The organism is Actinomadura formosensis NBRC 14204, from assembly GCF_001552155.1.
Lineage (GTDB): Bacteria > Actinomycetota > Actinomycetes > Streptosporangiales > Streptosporangiaceae > Spirillospora > Spirillospora formosensis.
In genome coordinates this window covers 27,008-46,588 of the sequence record NZ_BCQQ01000023.1, presented here as the reverse complement: position 1 = coordinate 46,588, position 19,581 = coordinate 27,008, and the positions used below count along the sequence as shown (strand labels likewise).

Annotated in this window: 19 protein-coding genes and 1 tRNA gene; 19 read left to right on the top strand and 1 reads right to left on the bottom strand. The window is 69.1% G+C overall.

Annotated elements, in window-relative coordinates:
- Nucleotides 1-5: 5 nt before the first annotated feature.
- Nucleotides 6-1,217 (bottom strand): pyridoxal phosphate-dependent aminotransferase, encoded by a 1,212-nt coding sequence (locus AF1_RS08665; protein WP_067794810.1) that lies wholly within the window; start codon nucleotides 1,215-1,217, stop codon nucleotides 6-8.
- Nucleotides 1,218-1,473: 256 nt separating this feature from the next.
- Here AF1_RS08665 and AF1_RS08660 point away from each other — a divergent pair.
- The 19 genes from AF1_RS08660 to AF1_RS08570 all read left to right on the top strand — a co-directional run bounded on the left by AF1_RS08660 (nucleotide 1,474) and on the right by AF1_RS08570 (nucleotide 19,578).
- Nucleotides 1,474-1,546: transfer RNA gene (locus tag AF1_RS08660), tRNA-Trp, on the top strand.
- Nucleotides 1,547-1,668: 122 nt separating this feature from the next.
- The gene (secE, locus tag AF1_RS08655; RefSeq protein ID WP_067794807.1) at nucleotides 1,669-1,923 is read left to right on the top strand and encodes a preprotein translocase subunit SecE; all 255 of its coding nucleotides are present in this window, start codon (nucleotides 1,669-1,671) and stop codon (nucleotides 1,921-1,923) included.
- Nucleotides 1,924-2,006: 83 nt separating this feature from the next.
- Nucleotides 2,007-2,846, top strand: coding sequence for a transcription termination/antitermination protein NusG (gene nusG, locus AF1_RS08650; protein WP_084262623.1), 840 nt, complete (start codon nucleotides 2,007-2,009; stop codon nucleotides 2,844-2,846).
- A 346-nt stretch (nucleotides 2,847-3,192) separates the two neighbouring features.
- Nucleotides 3,193-3,624, top strand: a complete 432-nt coding sequence (gene rplK / locus AF1_RS08645) for a 50S ribosomal protein L11 (RefSeq protein ID WP_067794801.1) — start codon at nucleotides 3,193-3,195, stop codon at nucleotides 3,622-3,624.
- A gap of 59 nt (nucleotides 3,625-3,683) precedes the next feature.
- On the top strand, nucleotides 3,684-4,400 hold the full coding sequence (gene rplA / locus AF1_RS08640) for a 50S ribosomal protein L1 (protein WP_067794798.1): 717 nt from the start codon (nucleotides 3,684-3,686) through the stop codon (nucleotides 4,398-4,400).
- 173 nt (nucleotides 4,401-4,573) lie between these two features.
- Complete coding sequence (locus AF1_RS08635) at nucleotides 4,574-5,446, top strand: hypothetical protein (RefSeq protein ID WP_067794795.1); 873 nt, start codon at nucleotides 4,574-4,576, stop codon at nucleotides 5,444-5,446.
- 163 nt (nucleotides 5,447-5,609) lie between these two features.
- Complete coding sequence (locus AF1_RS08630) at nucleotides 5,610-6,461, top strand: LolA-like protein (protein WP_242608697.1); 852 nt, start codon at nucleotides 5,610-5,612, stop codon at nucleotides 6,459-6,461.
- A 109-nt stretch (nucleotides 6,462-6,570) separates the two neighbouring features.
- Complete coding sequence (locus AF1_RS08625; protein ID WP_067794789.1) at nucleotides 6,571-7,458, top strand: LppX_LprAFG lipoprotein; 888 nt, start codon at nucleotides 6,571-6,573, stop codon at nucleotides 7,456-7,458.
- Between the two features lie 345 nt (nucleotides 7,459-7,803).
- Entirely contained in the window at nucleotides 7,804-8,355 is a 552-nt protein-coding gene (rplJ, locus tag AF1_RS08620; RefSeq protein WP_067794785.1) for a 50S ribosomal protein L10, read from the top strand.
- A gap of 54 nt (nucleotides 8,356-8,409) precedes the next feature.
- Nucleotides 8,410-8,802, top strand: a complete 393-nt coding sequence (gene rplL / locus AF1_RS08615) for a 50S ribosomal protein L7/L12 (RefSeq protein ID WP_067794782.1) — start codon at nucleotides 8,410-8,412, stop codon at nucleotides 8,800-8,802.
- A 524-nt stretch (nucleotides 8,803-9,326) separates the two neighbouring features.
- Nucleotides 9,327-10,424, top strand: coding sequence for an ABC transporter ATP-binding protein (locus AF1_RS08610; protein WP_067794779.1), 1,098 nt, complete (start codon nucleotides 9,327-9,329; stop codon nucleotides 10,422-10,424).
- On the top strand, nucleotides 10,424-11,272 hold the full coding sequence (locus tag AF1_RS08605) for an MlaE family ABC transporter permease (RefSeq protein ID WP_242608698.1): 849 nt from the start codon (nucleotides 10,424-10,426) through the stop codon (nucleotides 11,270-11,272). Before AF1_RS08610 ends, AF1_RS08605 begins: the two co-directional genes overlap by 1 nt.
- On the top strand, nucleotides 11,272-12,120 hold the full coding sequence (locus tag AF1_RS08600; RefSeq protein WP_067794777.1) for an MlaE family ABC transporter permease: 849 nt from the start codon (nucleotides 11,272-11,274) through the stop codon (nucleotides 12,118-12,120). Before AF1_RS08605 ends, AF1_RS08600 begins: the two co-directional genes overlap by 1 nt.
- A gap of 7 nt (nucleotides 12,121-12,127) precedes the next feature.
- Nucleotides 12,128-13,435 (top strand): MCE family protein, encoded by a 1,308-nt coding sequence (locus AF1_RS08595; protein ID WP_067794773.1) that lies wholly within the window; start codon nucleotides 12,128-12,130, stop codon nucleotides 13,433-13,435.
- A complete protein-coding gene (locus tag AF1_RS08590) occupies nucleotides 13,432-14,463 on the top strand; it encodes an MCE family protein (protein ID WP_084262621.1) in 1,032 nt (343 codons plus the stop codon). The genes AF1_RS08595 and AF1_RS08590 overlap by 4 nt, the downstream gene beginning before the upstream one ends.
- Nucleotides 14,464-15,513: an MCE family protein gene (locus AF1_RS08585; protein WP_067794769.1), complete on the top strand. Its 1,050-nt coding sequence runs from the start codon at nucleotides 14,464-14,466 to the stop codon at nucleotides 15,511-15,513.
- Entirely contained in the window at nucleotides 15,510-16,814 is a 1,305-nt protein-coding gene (locus AF1_RS08580) for an MCE family protein (RefSeq protein ID WP_084262600.1), read from the top strand. The genes AF1_RS08585 and AF1_RS08580 overlap by 4 nt, the downstream gene beginning before the upstream one ends.
- Nucleotides 16,811-18,127: an MCE family protein gene (locus AF1_RS08575; RefSeq protein ID WP_067794766.1), complete on the top strand. Its 1,317-nt coding sequence runs from the start codon at nucleotides 16,811-16,813 to the stop codon at nucleotides 18,125-18,127. Before AF1_RS08580 ends, AF1_RS08575 begins: the two co-directional genes overlap by 4 nt.
- Nucleotides 18,124-19,578: an MCE family protein gene (locus tag AF1_RS08570; protein ID WP_067794763.1), complete on the top strand. Its 1,455-nt coding sequence runs from the start codon at nucleotides 18,124-18,126 to the stop codon at nucleotides 19,576-19,578. The genes AF1_RS08575 and AF1_RS08570 overlap by 4 nt, the downstream gene beginning before the upstream one ends.
- The last annotated feature ends 3 nt before the right edge of the window (nucleotides 19,579-19,581 follow it).

The window sequence follows — 19,581 nt, the reverse complement described above, 5'->3', positions numbered from 1 at the left end:
CGGGGTCAGCTCGCCTCGGAGAGCAGCTTCGCGACCCGCGAGACGCCCTCGACCAGGTCATCGTCGCCCAGCGCGTAGGAGAGACGGAAGTAGCCCGGCGTGCCGAACGCCTCACCCGGCACCAGCGCGACCTCCGCCTCCTCCAGGATCAGCGACGCCAGCTCCACCGACGTCTCCGGACGCTTGCCGCGCAGCTCCTTGCCCAGCAGCGCCTTCACCGACGGGTAGGCGTAGAACGCGCCCTCCGGTTCGGGGCAGACCACGCCCGGGATCTCGTTCAGCATCCGCACCATCGTCTTGCGGCGCCGGTCGAACGCCGCCCGCATCTCCGCCACCGCCGACAGGTCACCGGTCACCGCGGCGAGCGCGGCGGCCTGGGACACGTTCGCCACATTGGACGTCGCGTGCGACTGGAGGTTCTGCGCGGCCTTGACCACGTCCGCCGGGCCGATCAGCCAGCCCACGCGCCAGCCCGTCATCGCGTACGTCTTCGCGACGCCGTTCAGGACGATCGTCCGGTCGGCCAGCTCCGGCACCACCACCGGCATCGAGTGGAACTCGGTGTCGCCGTACACGAGGTGCTCATAGATCTCGTCGGTGACGACCCAGAGGCCGTGCTCGTCCGCCCAGCGTCCGATGGCCTCGATCTCGTCCCGCGAGTACACGGCCCCGGTCGGGTTGGACGGCGATACGAACAGCAGCACCTTCGTCCGGTCCGTGCGGGCCGCCTCCAGCTGCTCGACGCTCACCCGGTAGCCGGTGGTCTCGTCGGCGACGACGTCCACGGGCACGCCGCCCGCCAGCTTGATCGACTCGGGGTAGGTCGTCCAGTACGGGGTCGGGACGAGCACCTCGTCGCCCGGGTCCAGCAGCGCCGCGAACGCCTCGTACACCGCCTGCTTGCCGCCGTTGGTCACGAGGACCTGATTGGCCTCGACCTTGTACCCGGAGTCGCGTTCGGTCTTCTCGGCGATGGCGGCGCGCAACTCGGGCAGCCCGCCCGCCGGCGTGTACTTGTGGAAGCGCGGCACCCTGCAGGCGGTCACCGCGGCCTCGACGATGTAGTCCGGTGTCGGGAAGTCGGGTTCGCCCGCCCCGAACCCGATGACCGGGCGGCCCGCCGCCTTCAGCGCCTTGGCCTTGGCGTCGACGGCCAGCGTGGCGGACTCGGATATCGCGGCGATGCGCTTGGAGATGCGAGGACGGTCAGTGCTCATGGCTCTATCGTTACAGACGCCGGTCCATGACCCGAGCCATATATCCGGGCTGGTCGGACGGGATTCGCCGCCGCCCGGAGGACGATCTCCGGGTATCGGTTCGACGCGGGGCCCTCGGCCACGTAGACTCACCCTCCAAGTGGCGTGTCCCCGCCATACGAGCCTGTCCGCACGCGGGCATCGACATGAGGCCGTAAGCTGGGACCCGGCACCATCCCGGTCCCATGGCCGGGTGTTCTCCGTAGCCGGAGAACGAAGGGCAGTGGCTCAATTGGTAGAGCTCCGGTCTCCAAAACCGGCGGTTGGGGGTTCGAGTCCCTCCTGCCCTGCGAGGTGCGGTGCGCGCACCCGTTCCGGCCGCGTCACGGCGGCGCCGTGACGCTCCGCGGTACGGAACCGCGCGGCAACCACAGGGTGGTTGGATCACGACCTATGAGGTGAACGGCGGCAAATGGCGACTGAGACTCGCGAAGAGCCCGAGGCCAAGGACGAGGGCAAGAGCAGGAAGAAGTCCCCTTCCGGGCGGACGTCGCCTTCGCTTTTCGTGCGCCAGGTCATCGCTGAGCTGCGCAAGGTCATCTGGCCCACGCGGCGGGAGCTCGTCACCTACACGACCGTCTCGCTCGTGTTCGTGTTGATCATGGTCGCGGTCGTCTCCGGTTTCGACTACGGGCTGCAGAAGGGCGTCTACGCCATCTTCGGCTGACGTCGCGCGGCCGGGGCCGTGTACCCGGTAGACCCGCCGTAACCTTGCAAGTCCATCACCGAAGACCGAGAGAAAGAGTCGCCGTGTCCGAGCCCTCACAGCCCTACGACGAGGCCGTTGACGAGGCCCAGTCCGCTGCGGCTGCTGCGGCAGACCAGGCGGCGGAGCCCGCCGAGGAGACGGCCGAGGCGGCCGTGTCCGCCGGCGACGCCGAATCCGCGGACACGAAGCTCGAAGGCGAGGGTCCCGCGCCGGACGCCGCCGAAGGCGCCGCCGAGCTGGCGGAGGCCGTCGAAGGCGAGGGCGAGGAGGCCACGCCCGAGCCGCCGGCCGACCCGTACGCCGACTTCAAGATGCAGCTCCGGCTCCAGCCGGGCGACTGGTACGTCGTCCACTCGTACGCGGGCTACGAGAACCGGGTCAAGACCAACATCGAGACCCGGACGCAGACCCTCAACATGGAGGACTACATCTTCCAGATCGAGGTCCCGCAGCACGAGGTGACCGAGATCAAGGGCGGCAAGCGCCAGAAGGTCAACGAGAAGGTCCTGCCGGGCTACATCCTCGTCCGCATGGAGCTGACCGACGAGTCGTGGGCCGCCGTCCGCAACACGCCGGGCGTCACCGGGTTCGTCGGCCTGCTGAACAAGCCGTCCCCGCTGAGCCTGGACGAGGTCGCCAGCCTGCTGGCCCCCGCGCCCGAGGAGGGCGTCGCCAAGACCGCCAAGGAGCAGGCGAAGGCCCCGGCCACCGTGGACTACGAGGTCGGCGAGTCCGTCACCGTCATGGACGGCCCGTTCGCCACCCTCCCCGCCACCGTCAACGAGATCAACGCCGAGCAGCAGAAGCTCAAGGTCCTGGTCTCGATCTTTGGCAGGGAGACGCCGGTCGAGCTGTCCTTCAACCAGGTCTCCAAGATCTGACCGCCTCCGGGATCTGCCCGGGTCTCCGAGATCCGACACGGTCTCGACGCCCGGTCCTGCCCGCTCCGGTCAGGCCGTATCCTTGACAGGCCGTCCTCGCGTCAGCGGGGACGGGTTCGGGTTCCCGCCCTCCGGTCTCCGGCGGGACGGGCACCCATCGGCCCCGCTCCCGCGGGGATGACCCCCCAGAAACGTGGCCGCCCTCGTAAAGGTGCGGCTGTGCTCCCCGCGCACGCGGGGCTGCGGGGTCGACCAAGGTCCCAACGCGGCGGTCTAGTTCCGCCCGCCGTGTTGCCCGGTGTCCGGGAGTCGGGACCACAGCGAAACGGAACACAGAGGGAGAGGCATGCCTCCCAAGAAGAAGAAAATCGCCGCGTTGGTGAAGGTCCAGCTCCAGGCCGGTGCGGCCACTCCGGCGCCGCCGGTCGGTACCGCGCTCGGTCCGCACGGCGTCAACATCATGGACTTCTGCAAGCAGTACAACGCTGCCACGGAGTCCCAGCGCGGCAACGTCATCCCCGTAGAGATCACCATCTACGAGGACCGGTCGTTCACCTTCGTCACCAAGACCCCGCCGGCCGCGCAGCTCATCCTGAAGGCCGCGGGCGTGGAGAAGGGCAGCGGCGAGCCGCACAAGACCAAGGTCGGCTCGGTCACCCGTGACCAGATCCGCGAGATCGCCACGACCAAGATGCCCGACCTCAACGCCAAGGACCTGGACGCCGCCGAGAAGATCGTCGCCGGCACCGCGCGGTCGATGGGGATCGACGTCAAGTAAGTCACCCGGTGGGAGGGCCGGCGCCGGCCCGTACCACGAGTTCCATTGGAGGAACGAGCATGAAGCGCAGCAAGGGCTACCGCGCCGCCGCGGAGAAGATCGACCGGGAGCGGCTGTACAGCCCGGCCGAGGCCGTGAAGCTGGCCAAGGAGACCGCGGTCACCAAGTTCGACGCGACCGTCGAGGTCGCGCTGCGGCTGGGCGTCGACCCGCGCAAGGCCGACCAGATGGTGCGCGGCACCGTCAACCTGCCGCACGGCACCGGTAAGACCGCCCGCGTGCTGGTCTTCGCGGTCGGCGCGAAGGCGCAGGAGGCGGAGTCGGCGGGCGCCGACCTGGTCGGCTCCGACGACCTGATCGAGCGGATCCAGGGCGGTTTCCTGGACTTCGACGCGGTGGTCGCCACGCCGGACCAGATGGGCAAGGTCGGACGGCTCGGCCGGGTGCTGGGCCCGCGCGGCCTGATGCCGAACCCGAAGACCGGCACGGTCACCATGGACGTGGCGAAGGCCGTGTCCGACATCAAGGGCGGCAAGATCGAGTTCCGGGTCGACCGGCACGCGAACCTGCACTTCATCATCGGCAAGGCGTCCTTCGACGAGCGCCGGCTGGTGGAGAACTACGCGGCGGCGATCGAGGAGATCCAGCGGCTCAAGCCGTCCGCGGCGAAGGGCCGGTACGTCAAGAAGGCGTCCCTGACGACCTCGATGGGCCCGAGCATCCCGGTGGACCCGAACGCGGTCCGCAACCTGACCGCGGAGTTCGAAACCGCTTGATCGCATCGGCTCGCCGGTAGCGGCGACCGTCACGACAGGGCGTCCCCACCCGGGGGCGCCCTGTCGCGTTTCCGCGTTCTACCGGGTGGATACATCGGGTCGCGTCCGCAACCGGACAATTCGTCGCACGATTGTTTTGTTACCCGCGGGGAACCTGGTGTTGAATTGCCGTCGTGAAGCGTCGAACCGACCGGGCCATCGCCATTTCCGCCGTGACCGCGGTGGCCGTCGTGCCCACGGTGATCCTGATGGTGGTCAAGGTCGGCGGTGATTCCGCCAAGGACGCCGGGTCGATGCCGCCGGCCGCGGCCATGGCCCAGCGGGACCGGACGAACCCGAACGGGACGGCGTCCGGGACGGTCTCCCCGGGCGCGTCCACGGCACCGGGCGCGGGCCCCGGCAACGGCCCCGGCTCGGGCGCCCCCGGCACGGGGAACGGCGGTGGCGCGCACGGGCTGCCCACGGCCCCGCCTCAGCCCGGCCCCAGCCTGCACTCCTTCACCCGCAAGACGGACATGAAGGTGACGATCGGGTCGGGCGGCGACTATCAGCACGCCACGGAGACGGCCTCGTTCACCCTGTGGCCGAAGTTCGCGATGAGCGCGACCGGTGTCACGCAGACGATGCAGAACGGCGAGCTGAGCAAGGTCACCAAGAAGGTGATCGTGAGCGGGAACACGCTCAGGGGCTACGACGGGACGAAGTGGACGACGTCCACGCTCACCGCGGCGCAGCTGGGCAGGCTGCAGAACGAGTCCGACCCCCGGCAGTTCACCTTCATGATCGGGACGCTGCCCGGGATGACCGCGAGCGAGCCGGACGCGTCCGGCCGGACGAACTTCACGGCGCAGGCGCTGATGGGCAGCGTGTACGCGCTGCTTCCGCAGGAGACGGCGGCCCGGTTCCGCCCCCTGGTACCGGACGGCACCGGCTGCGGGCTCGACCTGTGGGCCGACAGCAGGGCCCGCCCGACGTCGATCGTGCTGAACGCGCAGGGGCCCGGCGCGTCCTTCAACGGGTCGATGGCCTTCGGCTCCTACCGCTGACGCGGCCTTCTCGCGCGTTCCGTGCCCTGCCGTAGGGCCGGTCGCGGGCTACGCCGTTGGTCGTACCGTTTGGAGAGTCGTTCGTACCACCGGGGGATGTCGAGCTGTTGCCATCCCGGGACACTGGGAACACCAGAAGGACGACAAGGGAGGCTCGACTCTCATGAACCGACGACTCGTGGTGGCGGCCGGCGGCACCGCCGTGGGGGCCGCGCTCGTCCTGTCCGGATGCAACGGGGACGGGTCGGCGAACACGGACAACATGAAGCTCAGCGCCGGTGAGGCGCTGCTGAAGACGTCGCAGAAGACGGGGCAGGCCGACACGTTCAAGGCCGACCTGACCGTGACCGGCACCGGGAACGGCGCCGGGAAGGTCCACGCCACCGGGCAGTTCCGGCTGCGTCCGGAGCTGACGTTCACCGCGAGGCTGGACGAGTTCAGCCACAACGGGCAGAGCGTGCCGGGTGCCAAGGGGCAGGCGATCTACACCGGCGACGTCCTGTACGCGAAGGTCCCGCAGCTCGCCCGGTTCGTCAGCGACGGCAAGCCGTGGGTGAGGATCGACGTGAACCAGGTCGCGCAGCGGACCGGGTTCGACGTGCGGAGCCTGGTCGACCAGGTGCAGAAGGTGGATCCGGCCGAGCAGACGAAGATGTTCACCGGCTCCAAGGACGCACGCCGGGTCGGCACCGAGACGATCGACGGTGTGAAGACGACGCACTACGCCGGGACGGTGACCGTCGACGACGCGCTGCGGCGGCTCGACCCGCAGGCGCGCGAGAAGGTCGGCAGGTGGCTGCCGAAGGACCGCGCCAACGGCAAGATCAACTTCGATCTGTGGACGGACGGCGACAATCTGCCGCGCAAGCTCGTCTCGAAGGCGACCGGCGTGCGGGGCGAGAACGGCACGGTGACCGTCCTGTACAGCGACTACGGTAAGTCGTTCCGCGTGAACCCGCCGCCGTCCGACCAGGTGGGGAAGCTGTCGATCGGGTCCTTCCCGGGCGGGAACTGATCGAGGGCCTCACGCGGGGCCGGGTGAACCGCGACGGTGTCTCCCGCGTCTGATCTACCGTTCGGCCCGTGCGCCCGGGCGACCAAGCAGACCAAGGAGAACCCCCACGATGATCCGTCGTTTCGCCGCCGGCACGGCGCTGGCCACCGGCCTCGCCCTCTCGCTGACCGGCTGTCTCGGGGACGCCGGCAGCAAGGTGGACGAGGCCGGCAAGAACATCAAGCTGACGGCCGCGCAGGTGCTCGGCAAGGCCGCGGAGAAGACCGGCCAGACCGACGCGTTCAAGGCCGACATGTCGCTGCAGATGGCGGGCTCGGCCGAGGGCGACGTGTCGATGAACGGCACCATGCAGTACCGGACGAAGCCCGACCTCGCCTACAGCATGAACTTCGCCCAGATGACGGTCGGGGGCAAGTCGATGGGCGGCATGGAGCAGCGGCTCGTCGGCCGGAACATGTACATGAAGATGGCGATGTTGAGCGCGCTCGGCGGCGGCTCCAGCGCGAAGCCGTGGATCAAGATCTCGCTGGACGAGCTGGGCAAGAAGTCCGGCATGAACATCGACGAGCTGCTGCAGCAGTCGCGCCAGATGGACCCGATCCAGAACACGAAGATGCTGACGGCGTCCAAGGACGTGCGTGAGGTCGGCAAGGAGTCGGTGGACGGCGTCGAGACGACCCACTACACCGGCACCTACCAGATGGAGGACGCGATAGCGAAGCTCTCTCCGGAGATGCAGGAGGCCTACCGCAAGAGCCTCGCCACGACCGGGATGCAGAACATGCACTTCGACCTGTGGGTGGACGGGCAGCAGCTGCCGCGCAAGATGACGATGAAGTCGAACCAGACGTCCCAGGGCGCGATGACCATGACGATGAAGTACCGGGACTACGGCAAGCCGGTGCAGATCGTCGAGCCTCCGGCGAGCCAGGTCACCGACTTCGGCCAGCTCATGAGCGGGCTCGGCGGTGGCGGGCTTCCCGGCGCCGGCGCCTGACCCGCACGGCGAACCACCGAACCACCGAGTCACCGAACCACCGGGGGACCGCGGCCCGCACGGGCCGCGGTCCCTCCGCCGTCCCCCCGATTTGGCCCTGATCGAGGACACGCGTATCCTGTTCCATGCCGAAGACCGCCGGTCGTCACCTCCATGAGGTGACCGAAGGACCCGACTCCGTTCGGGCGGCCTGCGTAGGTGAGACGAGAGCTTCCCCGCATGGCCTCCGCGCCGTGCCTGGACGCCCCGTGCGCCTGCGCCGGGGCGTTTTTTGGTGGATCGGCGTCCTGTCCCCTCGGGAGGACGGACGCGGATCGGACCACCCAGGTAATCGGAAGGAGGGCTATGGCCAAGGCCCACAAGGACACGGCGATCGCCGAGCTCAAGAGCGAGTTCGAGAGCTCCAGCGGCGCCGTGCTGACCGAGTACCGCGGGCTGACCGTCGCGCAGGTCAAGGAACTGCGCGACAACCTCGGCGAGAACGCGCGGTTCCGCGTGGTGAAGAACACGCTGACCAAGCGCGCGGCGAACGAGGCCGGTATCGACGAGCAGTTCCGTGACCTGCTCGAAGGCCCGTCGGCCATCGCGTTCGTGCGCGGCGACGTGGTCGAGGCAGCCAAGGGCCTGCGTGACTTCGCCAAGGCGAACCCGATGCTGGTGATCAAGGGCGGGTTCATCGACGGTCAGTCGATGGACGCGGCCGAGGTCGCCAAGCTCGCGGACCTCGAGTCGCGCGAGGTGCTCCTCGCGAAGCTGGCCGGTGCGATGAAGGGCTCGATGGCGAACGCCGCCGCGCTGTTCAACGCCCTGCCGACGCAGGCGGCCCAGCTCGCCGAGGCGCTGCGCGCCAAGCGCGAGGACGCCGGCGAGACCGCCGAGGCACCCGCCGCCGAGTAGGCACACCCGCGGTTCCCCACACCCCAGATCACAAGCCATAGCGGAGGAAACATCATGGCGAAGCTCAGCACCGACGACCTGCTCGACGCTTTCAAGGAGATGACCCTTCTCGAGCTCTCCGAGTTCGTGAAGCAGTTCGAAGAGGTCTTCGACGTCAAGGCCGCCGCGCCGGTCGCGGCCGTGGCCGCCGTCCCGGGCGGGCCGGGCGCCCCGGCCGCCGAGGAGGCCGCCGCGCAGGACGAGTTCGACGTCATCCTTGAGGGCGCCGGCGACAAGAAGATCCAGGTCATCAAGGAGGTTCGCGCCCTGACGAGCCTCGGCCTCAAGGAGGCCAAGGACCTGGTCGACGGCGCGCCGAAGCCGCTGCTGGAGAAGGTCAACAAGGAGACGGCCGACAAGGCCAAGGAGGCCCTGGAGAAGGCCGGCGCGTCGGTCACCGTCAAGTAAGGACGCTCCAGAGCTCTTCAAGCTCCAGAGTCGCGGAGCCTGTGGCTCCACCGCTCTGCGCGGAGGCGGTCACCCCTTCGGGGGTGGCCGCCTCCTTCGCGTTCCGGGGCCTTCGTTTCCTGTGCCGGAGTGATAAAGGTCCGCGTGAAAGCGTGTGCCGCGACGGGTTGTGTGGTCATCTGCGGGCCGCGTACCGTCCCGTTCTGACGCTGTGGTCACATCAGGCGGTCTCCGTCCCTGCCGTCCGGGTTCGGCGGTCGGCCGGACCCCTCCCTTGAGACGTCGGTTCTTGGACCACTAGTCTCATAGGCGTTGTAAGTAACGATTGCCTTACAACGTCGCATTCGGCCGCTGATCCGGAGAGGAACCTCTTCCATTTGGACGGGGGGCCGCTACGGTGGTGGAACCCGGCGCGGCTACCGGACGGTAGCAATACGGCGGACACGCCGTGTGACGACAGAAAGAGCCTGAGTGCTACTCGCTCATTGGTTCGGGATTCCCCCGGCCTGGACGAAAGGTGACGAGTGGGCGTCGAGATCAGAGTCGAGGGCCTGACCAAGTCCTTCGGCCGCCAGGTGATCTGGCAGGACGTGTCGCTGACCATTCCCGCAGGTGAGATCTCCGTTCTTCTGGGCCCGTCCGGTACCGGCAAGTCGGTATTCCTGAAGTCGCTCGTCGGGCTCCTCAAGCCCGACCGCGGGCACATCTGGATCGGCGACAGGGACCTGCCCTATCTGCCCGAGGGGCAGCTGTACGAGACCAGGAAGCTCTTCGGCGTCCTGTTCCAGGACGGCGCCCTGTTCGGCTCGATGAACCTGTTCGACAACATCGCCTTCCCGCTGCGCGAGCACACCAGGAAGTCCGAGTCCGAGGTCAAGCGGATCGTCCTTGAGAAGATGGACATGGTCGGTCTCCTCGGCGCCGAGCACAAACTCCCCGGCGAGATCTCCGGCGGTATGAAGAAGCGCGCCGGCCTCGCCCGCGCGCTCGTCCTCGACCCCGAGATCCTCCTGGTGGACGAGCCGGACTCCGGCCTCGACCCGGTCCGCACCGCGTTCCTGAACCAGGTGTTCATCGACCTGAACGCGCAGATCGGCGCGACCTTCCTCATCGTCACCCACGACATCAACACGGCGCGGACCGTTCCCGACAACATCGGCCTGCTGTACCAGCGGCACCTCGCGATGTTCGGGCCCCGGGAGATGCTGCTGTCCAGCGAGGAGCCGGTCGTCCGGCAGTTCCTCAACGCCAGCAAGATCGGCCCGATCGGCATGTCCGAGGAGAAGGACGAGTCCGAGCTGGAGGCCGAGGCCAAGATGGGCCACGACCCCGGCAAGCTGCCGTCGATCCCGCCGCAGCAGATGCCGAGCAACGGGCTGCTGCGCGCCGGGATGCACGCGCCCGGCGCGTGGTGCGCCGCGCACGGCGTCACCCCGCCGCCCGGCTCGTTCGTCGACGACCTGGGCCGCAACTGGGTGGAGGAGTGGCCGCGGTACGTGGCGTCCATGGCGCCCGTCGGCGCGTCCTCCGCGGGGCAGCCCGGCGGCATGCCGCCGGGCGGACCCGGCCAGTTCCCGGGCAACCCGCCTCCTGGCCGGCCCGGGGGCGGTGCAGGGTACTGATGTCCACTCCTGGTATCGGCGCGGACCAGCGAGGGGATAAGGGCGGCGGCTCTTCCGCGACGTTCCGCAAGATCGGGGACGGCGCGGCCAACGTGGTCGTCAGGGAACCCGGGCGGTTCTTCGCCCTGTGTCTGGACACCGGCCGCGCGGTGTTCCAGTGGCCGTTCCAGTGGCGCGAGTTCGTCCAGCAGGCATGGTTCATCGTCAGCGTCACCGTGGTTCCCACCATGCTGGTCGCCATCCCGTTCGGCGGCATCCTGTCGCTGCAGGTCGGCGGGCTGATCCGGCAGCTCGGTGCGCAGTCCTACACCGGCGCGACCGCGGTGGTCGCGATCGTCCGGGAGGCCAGCCCGCTGGTCACCTCGCTGCTGGTCGCGGGCGCCGCCGGGTCGGCGATGTGCGCCGACATCGGCTCCCGCAAGATCCGCGAGGAGATCGACGCCATGGAGGTGCTGGGCATCAACCCGCTGCACCGCCTGGTGGTGCCGCGGATGTTCGCCTGCGCCTTCGTCGCGCTGTTCTTGAACGGCCTGGTGTCGGTGGTCGGCCTGCTCGGCGGCTACTTCTTCAACGTCATGCTGCAGGGCGGCACGCCGGGCGCGTACCTGGCGTCCTTCAATGCGATCGCGCAACTGCCCGACCTGCTGCAGGCCGAGTTCAAGGCGTTCGTGTTCGGCATCACCGCCGGCCTTGTCGCCGCCTACAAGGGCCTGAATGCCAAGGGCGGCCCGAAAGGTGTCGGCGACGCGGTCAACCAGACCGTCGTCATCACGTTCATGCTGCTGTTCGTGGAGAACTTCCTGATCTCCACGCTGTACTTCCAGTTCGTCCCGTCGAAGGGGATGTGATGGCTGCCCCTTCGAAGGCGGGAAAGGCGGCCGGCCGGCTGGCCGGCGCGCCGCTCCAGCGGCTGGACGACTTCGGGCACCAGCTGTCGTTCTACGCCCGCGCGTTCGCGTGGGTGTTCCGGGTGCTGCGCCGCTACCGCACGGAGGTGCTGCGGCTGCTGGCGGAGGTGAGCCTCGGCACCGGCGGCCTCGCGGTGATCGGCGGCTCGGTGGTGATCGTCGGCTTCATGACGTTCTTCACCGGCAGCCAGGTCGGCCTGCAGGGCTATGAGTCGCTGAACCAGATCGGCACGGCCGCGTTCACCGGGTTCGTCGCGTCCTACTTCAACACCCGCGAGATCGCGCCGCTGGTGTCGGCGCTGGCGCTGTCGGCGACGGTCGGCTGCGGCTTCACCGCGCAGCTCGGCGCCATGCGGATCTCGGACGAGATCGACGCGCTGGAGGTCATGGCCGTCCCGTCGATGCCGTTCCTCGTCACGACCCGGATGCTGGCCGGGATGATCGCGGTCGTCCCGCTGTACACCGTGGGCCTGCTCGCCTCCTACGGCGCGACACGGGTGATCGTGACGGTGTTCTACGGGCAGTCGCCCGGAACCTACGACCACTACTTCCATCTGTTCCTGCCGCCGAACGACATCCTGTGGTCGTTCGGCAAAGTGATCATCTTCGCGGTGCTGGTGATGCTGATCCACTGCTACTACGGCTACCACGCGAGCGGCGGCCCGGCGGGCGTCGGCGTCGCGGTGGGCCGCGCGGTGCGCACCAGCATCGTCGTGATCAACGTGGCGGACCTGCTGCTCGGCATGGCGATCTGGGGCACCTCGACGGACGTCCGGATCGCGGGGTGACGCGGCGATGAGCGAACGTGTGCGCTACCGGGTGCTCGGCATCTCGATGATCATCGTGATCGCGCTGCTGCTGGCGCTGACCGTGGCGCTGTACAACAAGGCGTTCACACCGGTCACCGAGGTGACGGTGAAGACCGAGCGGGCCGGGCTGCAACTGCTGCCGCACTCGGACGTGAAGGTGCGCGGGCTGATCGTCGGGGAGGTGCGCGGCACCGCCGCGACGGGGGACGGCGCGACGCTGCACCTGGCGCTCGACCCGGGCAAGGCGAAGCTGATCCCGCGGAACGTGCAGGCGCGGCTGCTGCCGAAGACGCTGTTCGGCGAGAAGTACGTGGACCTGCGGATCCCCGACCAGCCGGCCCCGCTCGGGCTGCGCGAGGGCGCGGTGATCGCGCAGGACCGCTCCCAGGCCGCCGTCGAGGTCGACAAGGTGCTGAACGACCTGCTGCCGCTGCTGCAGGCGGTGAAGCCGGCGGAGCTGAACGCGACGCTGAACGCGCTGGCGACGGCGCTGCAGGGCCGCGGCGACCAGATCGGCCGGAACCTGGAGCAGGCGGACGCGCTGCTGAAGAAGATCAACCCGCAGCTCGGCACGCTGGTGCACGACCTGAACAGCCTGTCGGACGTGTCCGACATCTACTACGCGGCGGCGCCGGACCTGCTGCAGACGCTGCGCAACCTCAATGTGACCAGCCGGACGATCACCGACAAGAAGGCGACGATCGAGCAGTTGATCCCGGCGACGACCGCGCTGGCGCAGGACGGCGACACGTTCATGCGGCACAACGGGCCGAAGATCATCGGCGTGAACATCGCGAACCGGGACGTGGCGAGCCTGGTGGCGCGGTACTCGCCGTCGCTGCCGTGCGTGTTCGCCGGGCTGATGAAGCTGAAGCCGGAGTCCGAGCGGGTGGCCGGCGGGAACGGGTCGAAGACCTTCAACCTGACGATCGAGATCGTCAAGCCGCGGCCGGGCTACAAGTACCCGCTGGACAAGCCGGAGGCCAGGGACCAGCGCAACCCGCGCTGCTACGGCCTGCCGAACCCGAAGAAGCCGTTCCCGGACTACCTGGCGCTGGACGGCACGCAGGACGACCTGTGGTGGAAGAACCCGGACGACCCGAACGGCGGGGGCGGCGACCGGGGCCGGGCGCTGTCGAACGTCTTCGTCGACACCGGCTCGCTGTCCCCGAAGGAGCAGCTCAACAGCGTCCTCGGGCCGGCGACGCGGACCCCGGCCGATGAGGTGTCCGACGTGGCGTCGCTGATGTTCGGTCCGCTGCTGCGGGACGGATCGGTGGTGACGATCAAGTGAGGACGACGAGCGCGGCGATCAGGCTGGGCATCTTCGTGGTCATCACCTCGGTGGCCACCGGCGTGCTGGCGATGACGATCGCCAACGTGCGGTTCCGGGAGACCCGCGGCTACAAGGCGATCTTCTCGGACGTGACCGGGCTGCTGGAGAACGACGACGTCCGGGTCGCGGGCGTCCGGGTCGGGCAGATCGAGAAGATCCGGCTGTACCGGGGCAGCCAGGCCGAGGTGACGTTCCGCGTCGAGCGGGACGGCCCGCTCAAGGTGGGCCTGCCGTCGTCCACGCAGGCGCAGATCCGCTACCGCAACCTGATGGGCCAGCGGTATCTCGCGCTGACCGACGGCGCCGGGCAGGCCAACGACTACCTGAAGCCGGGCGGGACGATCCCGATCTCCCAGACCAGGCCGGCACTGGACCTGACGACCCTGTTCAACGGTTTCCGGCCGCTGTTCCGCGCGCTGGAGCCGAAGGACGTCAACACGCTCGCGATGCAGATCGTCCAGGTGCTGCAGGGCGAGGGCGGCACGATCAACAGCCTGCTCGCGCACGTGGCGTCGCTGACCAACACGCTCGCCGACCGGGACCGGGTCATCGGCCAGGTGATCGACAACCTGAACACCGTGCTCGGCACCATCGACGAGCGGCACACGGAGGTCAACCGGCTGATCACGGATCTGCGCGGGTTCGTCGGCGGGGTCTCCGGCGACCGCAAGGCGATCTTCGACTCGGTCGCGGCGATCAACGAGCTGACCGGCACGACGCGGGACCTGCTGTCGGACGCCCGTCCGGGCATCCGCAACGACATCGCGGGGCTGCGCAAGCTGACCGCGACGTTCAACGCCAGCGGAGGCGACCTCGACAAGGGCCTCAAGCGGAGCCCGGAGCGGCTGCAGAAGCTCGTCAACATCTCGTCCTACGGGTCCTGGTTCAACATGTACATCTGCGGTCTCGACGCGCGGGTGCGGCTGCCGGGCGGACCGGTCTACCAGACACCGGCGATCGTGAACGAGAACGCGAGGTGCAAGTAGATGAGGGTCCCGTTCCGGCAACGCAACCCGGTCCCCATCGGGCTCTCCGCGTTCGCGATCATCGCGCTGCTGGTGGCGCTGGCGATGAATCTGGAGAACATCCCGCTCGTCTCCGGCGGCCGGACCCACACCGCCTCGTTCAAGGAGGCGGCCGGGCTCAAGCCCGACGAGGAGGTCCGCATCGCGGGCGTCAAGGTCGGCAAGGTCACCGGCCTGGACCTGGACGGCGACCACGTCAAGGTCACCTTCCGGGTGGACGACGGGGTGCGGCTGGGCGAGCGCACCGAGGCCGGCATCAAGATCAAGACGATTCTGGGCGCGCACTACCTGGAGCTGACCCCGCGCGGCAGGGGCAGGCTCGGCCGCAACATCCCGATCGAGCGGACGCACGTGCCGTTCGAGGTCGTTCCGGCGATCAGCGAGCTGAGCCAGCGGGTCGGTGCGATCGACGTCCAGCAGGTCGCGAAGTCGTTCGACGTCCTGTCGGAGACGTTCAAGAACTCGCCGGAGGAGGTCCGGGCGTCGCTGGAGGGCCTGCGGCGGCTGTCGAACACGGTCGCGTCCCGGGACGAGGAGCTGCACGAGCTGGCGGGCAAGGCCAAGGACGTCTCGCAACTGCTCGCCGACCGCAACCAGGACTTCGCCAGGCTCGTCCGGGACGGCGACGAGGTGCTGCGCGCGGTGCAGGCGCGCCGCGCGGTCATCCACCAGCTGCTGATCAACACGGTCACCCTGTCCCAGCAGGTGAACGCGCTGATCAGCGAGAACGACAAGCAGCTGCGGCCGATGCTGGACAACCTGGCGAAGGTCAACCGGATCCTGCTGAAGAACCAGAACAACCTGGACCGGATCCTGCAGCTGTTCGCGCCGTTCGCACGGCAGTTCTCGGACGTCACCGGCACCGGGCGCTGGTTCGACTCCTGGATCCAGAACCTGGTCCCGATCCCCGCCTCGATCCAGGACGCCCCGAAGAACGGCGGGACGAAGCAGAAGCAGAGCGGCAACCAGACCGGCAACCAGAGCGACAACCCGTTGCCGTTCCTCCCGTGAGCAGGCAGGTCACAGTGCGCAACTCCGCAACCATCCTTCGCCTCGGCGGCGCGGTCCTCGCCGTCGCAGTGCTGGTGGCCGTGCTCCTGCTCGTGCTCCAGGAGCCGAAGCAGCGCCGCCTGACGGTGTACTTCACCAAGACCGTCGGCCTCTACAAGGGCGCCGACGTCCGCATCCTCGGCATCCCGGTCGGGGAGGTCACGAGCGTCGAACCCGTCGGCGACGCGGTCAAGGTCGAGATGAGGTACGACGCCAAGTACAAGGTGCCCGCCGACGCGCAGGCCGTCATCATCAACCAGACGCTCGTCGCCGACCGCTACATCCAGCTGACCCCCGTCTACCGGAGCGGCGCCGTCCTCGCGGACGGGGCGACGCTGACGACCAGCCGCACCGCCGTCCCGGTCGAGGTCGACGAGGTCGGCGGCAGCCTCAACGACCTCTCCAAGGCGCTCGGCCCGCAGGGCGCCAACGCGCCCGGCGAGGACGGCACCGGATCGCTGTCGCGGCTGCTGCGGGTCGGCGCCGCGAACCTGGACGGGCAGGGCGAGGACATCCGGCAGACGATCGCGGACGCCTCCAAGGCGCTCAGCACGCTCAGCACCGACCGCGGCGACGTCGCCGCCACGATCCGGAACCTGCGGATCATCACCGACGCGATGAAGGCGAACGACCAGCAGATCAAGTCGTTCACCGGGCACCTCAACGGGGTGTCGGCGCAGCTGGCGGGGGAGAAGGAGGAGCTCAGCGCGGCCCTCAACACGCTCGCGCCGACGCTGCGGAACGTGCAGCGCTTCGTCAAGGACAACCGCGGTGAACTGGCCGCGAACGTCCGGCAGCTCGCCCAGATCACCGGCGTGCTGGTGAAGGAGAAGGACGCGCTCGCCGAGATCCTCACCGCGGGACCGCTCGCGGTGAACAACCTGGCCCGCGCGTACGACCCGATCAGCGGCACCATCCACACCCGCGACAACTTCCGCCAGTTCCACGACCTGGCCGACTGGATCTGCTCGCTGGCGTACTCGGTCGGCACGCCCGCCAAGGAATGCCTCGACTTCGTCCGGCCGTACAACGGCATCGGCAAGGCGCTGACGGGCTTCAGCCTGGACCTGTCCTGGATCACCGCGCTGACCACGCACTACGACCCGGTGCCGATCCCGCCGGACGCCTACGGCCCGCGGGGCGGGTCCGGCAAGCCAGGCAAGACCGGCAAGACGGGCACGACGCCGGCCAAGACCGCGACGGCCGGGGCGCGCGGCGGGCCCGGGGACCTCAGCGCGCTGCTGCCCGGAGGTGGCCGATGAGCAGGACACGGCTCGCCCGCCGCGCCCATCTGCTGGGCGCCGCCGCGGTCGCCGCGGCGACGGCCCTGTCGGGCTGCTCGTTCAACGGCGTGGAGTCGCTGCCGCTGCCCGGCGGCCCCGACCTCGGCTCGAACCCGCGGACCGTGAAGATCGAGTTCGCGAATGTGCTGGACCTCGTCCCGCAGTCCGCGGTCAAGGTCAACGACGTGTCGGTGGGCAAGGTCGAGGACATCGAGCTCGCCGGCGGCGCCCCCGGGAAGGGCGGCTGGCACGCCCTCGTCACCGTGAAGGTGCGCGGGGACGTCAAGCTCCCGGACAACGCCGTCGCCGCGATCGGCCAGACCAGCCTCCTCGGCGAGAAGTTCGTGCAGCTCGCACCGCCGAGGAACGAGGCCCCGATCGGGCGCCTCGGCTCCGGCGACCTGATCCCGCTGAACCGCACCTCCCGCGGCACCGAGATCGAAGAGGTGCTGTCGGCGATGTCGCTGCTGCTGAACGGCGGCGGGCTGGAGCAGGTCTCCACGATCAGCCACGAACTGCAGGCCGCGATGGGCGGACGCGAGTCCACGATCAGGTCGGTGCTGGAGCGGGTCAACACCTTCGCCGGCACGCTGGACCGCAACCGGGCCGCGATCACCCGCGCGCTCGACAGCATCGACCGGCTGAGCGGCAAGCTCGCGAACGAGCGCAGGACGATCCAGGACACGATCGACGAGACGGGCCCGGCGATCGCCGTCCTCAACCGCAACCGCGCCGACCTGACCAAGATGCTGGTCGCGCTCGACAAGCTCAGCCGCACCACCACCTACGTGATCGACCGCTCCAAGGCCGACATGCTGGCGAACCTGCAGGACCTCGACAAGATCCTGCGGAACCTCAACAGGGCGGGCTCCGACCTGCCGAAGTCGCTGGAGAGCCTGATCACCTTCCCGTTCCCGGCGACGTTCGAGAACGTCATCGAGGGCGACTACGGCAACGTGCGGCTGACCGTCGACCTGGACTTCGAGTCCATCGCCCGCAACCTGCTCGGCGGCACCGACCTGGAGGGGATGCTCGGCAGCGGCAGGCAGATGCGCGGCATGCTGCAGGTGCCGAACGTGACGCTGCCCGACTCGCCGCTGGGCGTGCTGCCGCAGACACCGGGCGGCACGGGCGGACTCCCCGGACAGGGCGTCCCGGGCCTGCCGGGCGGCTCCACGCCCACACCGGCCAAGACGACGTCCGGCACCCCGAACCCGGAACGGACGGGCGCGCTCGCCCCCGGCTCCGGTGACGGCGGTCTGCGGACCCTGCTGACGGGGGGCCTCTCGTGATCCTCAAGCGCGGCGTCATCGTCCAGCTGATCGCGTTCGCCGTCATCACGGTCGTCGGCGTGGCGATCGTCTCGGTGAACTACATCGGGCTGGGCCGCGACCTGCTCGGCAAGCAGTACATCGCCTACGTCGACCTCACCGACTCCGGCGGCGTTTTCACGGGCGCCGAGGTCACCTACCGGGGCGTCCCGGTCGGACGGGTCGGGCCGATCGAGCTGACCAAGGACGGCATCCGGGTCAAGCTGCTGCTCGAACGCGGCAAGCGGATCCCCCGGGACGGCACCAAGGCCGTCGTGGCGAACCGGTCCGCGGTCGGCGAGCAGTACATCGATCTGGAGCCCGCCAAGAAGAACGGCCCCTATCTCGACGAGGGCGACCCCTACACGATCCCCAGGGGCCGCACCACGCTGCCGGTGTCCACCGCCGAGCTGCTGCGCAACGTCGACGCGCTCGTCGGATCGGTCGACACCAGGGACCTCGGCATCATCGTGGACGAGCTGGACAAGGCGTTCTCCGGCTCCGCCGAGGACCTCCAGTCGATCCTGGACGACACCGACCGGCTGCTGAAGACCGCCGACGAGGCATACCCCGACACCGAGCGGCTGCTGAACAACAGCGTCACCGTCCTGGACACCCAGCGCGGGCAGGCCGCCAACATCCGCGGTTTCGCCCGCAACCTGAACGAGCTCACCACGTCCCTGCGCAACGACGACCCGGCCCTGCGCAAGACCATCGACGCCGTGCCGGGCGCCGTGGACGAGACGCACAAGGCCATCAACCAGCTCGCGCCGACGCTGCCCGTCCTGCTGGCGAACCTCACCACGACCGGCCAGGTCATCACGTCCCGTAAGGCGGGCCTGCGGACGCTGTTCATCCTGTACCCGCTGACGGTCGGCGGCGCGTTCACCGTCACGCCCGGCGACGGCACCCAGCACCTGGGTCTCGCGCTCAACATCGACGCACCGCCCGCCTGCACCAAGGGCTACGAGAAGGTCAAGCACCGCTGGCCGCAGGACACGTCCTCGAAGAAGCCGGCCCTGGACGCCGGCTGCAAGGCCCCGCACAACGCCCCCACCGCCGTGCGCGGCGCCCGCAACTTCCCGCGCGACGCCATCGCGCCGTACCCGCAGGTCCCGGCGGGCGCCACCGCTGGCGCGGGCTTCCCCGAAGGCGGCGCCTACGGCACCGAGGACGACGGCAAGACGTCCGAGGCCAAGGGCAAGGGCGACGCCAAGACCAAGGCGGCGGCCCCGACCGGCCAGTTGACGGACGGTCGGCTGATCCTGTCCTATCCGGCGGATTCCGTGGAATTCGCTGGATACGATCCAACGACGGGTGCCGTCTACGGGCCCGACGGCAAGCGATACGTCATGCCGCGCAGCGCCGGTACACGCCAGTTGGGAGAGGAATCCTCGTGGAAGTGGCTCCTGCTCGGACCCCTGAGCCAGTGAGGC

Excerpts from the sequence above, each read along its gene's own strand:
- AF1_RS08665 (WP_067794810.1), bottom strand. The coding sequence starts at position 1,217 with ATGAGCACTGACCGTCCTCGCATCTCCAAGCGCATCGCCGCGATATCC.
- secE (WP_067794807.1), top strand. The coding sequence starts at position 1,669 with ATGGCGACTGAGACTCGCGAAGAGCCCGAGGCCAAGGACGAGGGCAAG.
- rplK (WP_067794801.1), top strand. The coding sequence starts at position 3,193 with ATGCCTCCCAAGAAGAAGAAAATCGCCGCGTTGGTGAAGGTCCAGCTC.
- rplA (WP_067794798.1), top strand. The coding sequence starts at position 3,684 with ATGAAGCGCAGCAAGGGCTACCGCGCCGCCGCGGAGAAGATCGACCGG.
- AF1_RS08630 (WP_242608697.1), top strand. The coding sequence starts at position 5,610 with ATGAACCGACGACTCGTGGTGGCGGCCGGCGGCACCGCCGTGGGGGCC.
- AF1_RS08625 (WP_067794789.1), top strand. The coding sequence starts at position 6,571 with ATGATCCGTCGTTTCGCCGCCGGCACGGCGCTGGCCACCGGCCTCGCC.
- rplJ (WP_067794785.1), top strand. The coding sequence starts at position 7,804 with ATGGCCAAGGCCCACAAGGACACGGCGATCGCCGAGCTCAAGAGCGAG.
- rplL (WP_067794782.1), top strand. The coding sequence starts at position 8,410 with ATGGCGAAGCTCAGCACCGACGACCTGCTCGACGCTTTCAAGGAGATG.
- AF1_RS08605 (WP_242608698.1), top strand. The coding sequence starts at position 10,424 with ATGTCCACTCCTGGTATCGGCGCGGACCAGCGAGGGGATAAGGGCGGC.
- AF1_RS08600 (WP_067794777.1), top strand. The coding sequence starts at position 11,272 with ATGGCTGCCCCTTCGAAGGCGGGAAAGGCGGCCGGCCGGCTGGCCGGC.
- AF1_RS08595 (WP_067794773.1), top strand. The coding sequence starts at position 12,128 with ATGAGCGAACGTGTGCGCTACCGGGTGCTCGGCATCTCGATGATCATC.
- AF1_RS08585 (WP_067794769.1), top strand. The coding sequence starts at position 14,464 with ATGAGGGTCCCGTTCCGGCAACGCAACCCGGTCCCCATCGGGCTCTCC.
- AF1_RS08575 (WP_067794766.1), top strand. The coding sequence starts at position 16,811 with ATGAGCAGGACACGGCTCGCCCGCCGCGCCCATCTGCTGGGCGCCGCC.